Annotated in this window: 5 protein-coding genes; 4 read left to right on the top strand and 1 reads right to left on the bottom strand. The window is 62.2% G+C overall.

From position 1 onward, the window contains the following. The 4 genes from CRO07_RS17980 to CRO07_RS17965 all read left to right on the top strand — a co-directional run. Positions 1-1,131: virulence-associated E family protein (locus tag CRO07_RS17980; RefSeq protein ID WP_235841106.1), on the top strand; the 1,131-nt coding region annotated here is incomplete at its 5' end. Positions 1,132-1,564: 433 nt separating this feature from the next. After that, positions 1,565-2,086, top strand: a complete 522-nt coding sequence (locus CRO07_RS17975; RefSeq protein ID WP_097031992.1) for a crossover junction endodeoxyribonuclease RuvC — start codon at positions 1,565-1,567, stop codon at positions 2,084-2,086. After that, complete coding sequence (locus tag CRO07_RS17970) at positions 2,083-2,283, top strand: hypothetical protein (protein ID WP_097031991.1); 201 nt, start codon at positions 2,083-2,085, stop codon at positions 2,281-2,283. The genes CRO07_RS17975 and CRO07_RS17970 overlap by 4 nt, the downstream gene beginning before the upstream one ends. Beyond that, positions 2,276-2,701 carry a DUF6362 family protein gene (locus tag CRO07_RS17965; RefSeq protein WP_097031990.1) on the top strand — a complete coding sequence of 142 codons (426 nt, stop codon included), beginning with the start codon at positions 2,276-2,278 and terminating at the stop codon, positions 2,699-2,701. The genes CRO07_RS17970 and CRO07_RS17965 overlap by 8 nt, the downstream gene beginning before the upstream one ends. On the opposite strand, the gene CRO07_RS17960 is transcribed toward CRO07_RS17965, so the two are convergent. Next, positions 2,695-3,606 carry a hypothetical protein gene (locus CRO07_RS17960; RefSeq protein WP_097031989.1) on the bottom strand — a complete coding sequence of 304 codons (912 nt, stop codon included), beginning with the start codon at positions 3,604-3,606 and terminating at the stop codon, positions 2,695-2,697. The genes CRO07_RS17965 and CRO07_RS17960 overlap by 7 nt on opposite strands. Positions 3,607-3,716: the final 110 nt, after the last annotated feature.

Here is a 3,716-nt window from a genome sequence, read left to right as displayed (position 1 = left end):
GTGGTGCGCCAGCCGCTGCCTTGGGATGACCCGGCCATCCGCTTTCCGCGCCCCTGGGACGATGCCGACGATGTGCGCACCGCCGAATGGCTGCAATTGCGCGGGCTCAACGTCGCCCCGATGGTTGTCGGCCGTGGTGTCGGCGCGGTGGCCCGCGACATGCGCATCCATCCGGTTCGCGACTGGCTCGACACCCTGAAATGGGACGGCACGCCCCGGATCGAGACCTGGACCAGCACCTACCTCGGTGCAGCGCCGACCGCCTTCCATCACACCATCGGCGCGCTCTGGCTGATCTCTGCCGTGGCCCGGATCTACCGGCCCGGGGTGAAGGTCGATCACATGCTGATCCTCGAAGGGCCGCAGGGCGCGCGCAAATCGACAGCCATCAAGGTGTTGGCGGGTGAGGACTGGTTCACCGACGAACTGCCCGAGCTCGGGTCCAAGGACGCGGCCATTCACATGCAGGGCGTCTGGATCGTGGAAATTGCCGAACTCGACGCCATCGGCCGGGCCGAGGTCTCGCGCATCAAGGCGTTCCTGACCCGCACCACCGACAGGTTCCGCCCGCCCTATGGCCGCTACACCGTCGAGGTGCCGCGCCAATGCGTCTTCGCGGGCACCGTGAACCCCGACACCTATCTGCGCGACGAAACCGGCAACCGCCGCTTCTGGCCGCTGCGCTGTGGCACCATCGACATCGCAGCGCTGGCTCGCGATCGGGACCAGATCTGGGCCGAAGCCGTCCATCGTTTCCGCGACGGCGCGATCTGGTGGATCGACGATCCGGCGATCCTTGCCGAGGCCACTGCAGCGCAGGAGGCGCGCTATCAGGCGGATGCCTGGGACGCCCGTATCGACCGCTGGCTGACCCACGACACCCGCAGCGTCAATCGCGGCCACGCGGGCTGGGATGATTGGCAGGACGAAGAGTTCGAACGTCCCGAGCCGATCCGCGATGTGTCGGTGGGCGAAATCCTCGAAGGCGCGCTCGGCATCGAGCCCGCGAAATGGACCAAGGGCGACCAGATGCGCGTGGGGGCCTGGCTGAAATCGCGGGATTGGGAGCGATACCGCAGCGGCGCGGCCCCGACCCGCGAATGGCGTTACCGCCGGTTGCAGCACGGCTGACATCGCGATGGCAGTGTCAGGCACCGAAGGGGCATCCATCCGGGTGCCCCTTTTCGTTTGCCTCTGTCCCACTTCACGGCGTGTCCCACTTCAAGCCCAAGGTGGGACAGAAAAAACCATTTTAAATCAATCCTGTCCCACCTGTCCCACTTGGACCGCCAACTTCTCTCTTTCCCATATGGAGCACATGTGTCCCCCCCACCTCATTCTTCCTCATGCGACGTAGGGAAAGAGGTGGGACAAGTGGGACAGGTGGGACACGCCTTGTTTTGAAAGGAAAATCTGGCGTCCCACTTTGATCGGCAAGTGGGACACCCCAAGACCAGGTGGGACAGAAGCATCGTCTGGCGCATTTTTCTTGAATGGGTGCGCGTGTCATGATTCTCTGCCCATGACCAAAGCCGAAGGCCCACGATTCAGGTGAGCCTTCAACATGACGCCGACCATCCAGACTGCGGATCTGCACCTCGAACAGGGGCGCCTTTCCACGTCCTGCATCCTTGCCCTCGATCTCGGGACAACGACAGGCTGGGCCTTGCGCGGCCATTACGGCCTGATCACCTCCGGCACGACGTCCTTTCGCCCCGGGCGGTTCGACGGCGGCGGTATGCGGTATCTTCGCTTCACCAACTGGCTGACCGAGGTCGATCGGCTTTCAGGCCCCATCGCTGCGATCTGGTTCGAGGAAGTCCGCCGCCATGTCGGCACGGACGCTGCCCATGTCTATGGCGGGCTGATGGCCACCCTCACGGCATGGACCGAACTCCGCGGCATCCCCTATGAGGGCGTTCCGGTCGGCACCATCAAGCGCCATGCCACCGGGAAGGGCAACGCCGACAAGGAGACGATGATTGCGGCCGCGCGGGCGCGTGGATTCAGCCCCGCCGATGACAACGAGGCGGATGCCATCGCCCTCCTGCATTGGGCCATCGAAACGAACGGGGGTGTCGCGTGAGGTGGTATCCCCGAGGCTATGGTGGCACCCGGCGTGATCCAGATCGCGTCAAGCAGGACGGCTGGCATGACCATGGGCTGCTGGCCGTTTCCATCGACGACCCGCGTCTCACCTGGCCGGAGCAGGAACTGGTCCGCCAGCTGGGCGAAAAACTCTATGGCCCGCGTATCGAGCCAAGGGAGGTGGCCAATGGGTGATTGGACCCCGGCCATGGTCGAAGCGCGCCTTGAGAGCGCAGCCGATGTCTTCCGGTCGCTGCCCGAGGTCAAGCCGCAGGGCTACTTCAACGCCTGGCCAGAGTATTTCCACAGCTTCGCGGATCAGGTCGGTCAGGAACCCCGGATGCGGCGGCCGAAACCCGGTCCGCGCGACATCACCCAAGCCGACGATGCGCTGCTGTGGTTGCGCTGGCTGGACCCGGCCGACGTGCGCCTTGTGTGGCTCCGGGCGAACCGCAAGCCTTGGAAGCCGATCTGCTGGGAATTGGGAATCAGCCGCGCCACCGCCAACCGGCGCTGGCAGTATGGCATCGCAGTCATCGTCTGGCGTCTGAACGGCAAGCGCGTGCCGTCGAAGCGGTCGATTGACTTCGTGATCAGCCGAGCAGCTCAGTAGCCGGAAATCTGAGGGGTTTCGATGGCGGTGATTGTGAGTTGAGCGATGGACGGCGTGATTGCGCCCTTCTTCGCCTTCTCGGTGATGTACGCACGAAACTTTCCGCCGCCGATGTAATGGTCCTGGAGCCATTCCCGATACGCACCCAAAGAATCGAGTGGGTAGCACCAGGCTTCCTGCGGGTTCGACTTCGACTGAGGATGGCTGTCCGGATAGCGGTGCGGAAACTTGTTGCGGTCACCAAACCGTTCGTTGAAACCGTTTTCGTCCCAGAACTTCGACCAGTGGCGGCCAATGGAAATATCGATGACATTCTTTTCGTCGACGGGCGCTCCTGCCACGATCATTTCGTAAATCAGCGTTTCGGCCTCATTGAAGACGCTGAAGAAGCCCCGAGGGGCCGACTGATAGTTCAGTGCAAGACGCTCGTGCCATTTGTCGAAACGGTTTCTGCCGGTCGGGTCATACCCAACCTGCGAGTAGATCATCTCCCGCAGCTTCGTTCCCGCGAGGATCCGGAAATTGTCACGCGCTTCGGGCTGGCAATTCGCCCCGGCGTCGAATGCATAGTACTCCAGAATGGCGAGGCAGACTTCAGCCGGATAGCAATAGTGCACCACGCCATTGTGCGGAACTTCGACATGCGCGGCCGGGAATTCGAGGCCAATCTTTGACAGGATTGCCTTGATCGACTGAATCCGCGGCTTTGGATCGGCCTCGTTCCATTGCGAACTGATGGTGCCGATATGCGCGTTCTGAACGCCGCAAAGCGCGGCAAGCCCGCGCTGGTTCAGGTAGGGTGTTCCATCCGACAACACCCCCATTCCGATTCCATTGATCTCGGCATCCTTCTCGATGCCCAAGTCGAGCACCCCTTGGCCGATTTCCTTCTGGTCGAATTTCACTGGTAACGTCTTGATCCCACATTCCCCAAGTAAATCGCTGATTTTGCTGTCAGGATCTCAATATTTCCGATATAAATCATGGTGTTGATGGCCGTGAGGGGCGCGTTTGA

The organism is Cereibacter ovatus, from assembly GCF_900207575.1.
In the GTDB taxonomy this organism is placed as follows: Bacteria; Pseudomonadota; Alphaproteobacteria; order Rhodobacterales; family Rhodobacteraceae; genus Cereibacter_A; species Cereibacter_A ovatus.
This window is presented reverse-complemented; position numbering and strand designations above follow the sequence as displayed.

Coding starts and splice junctions, on each gene's coding strand:
- CRO07_RS17975 (WP_097031992.1), top strand. CDS start 1,565: ATGACGCCGACCATCCAGACTGCGGATCTGCACCTCGAACAGGGGCGC.
- CRO07_RS17965 (WP_097031990.1), top strand. CDS start 2,276: ATGGGTGATTGGACCCCGGCCATGGTCGAAGCGCGCCTTGAGAGCGCA.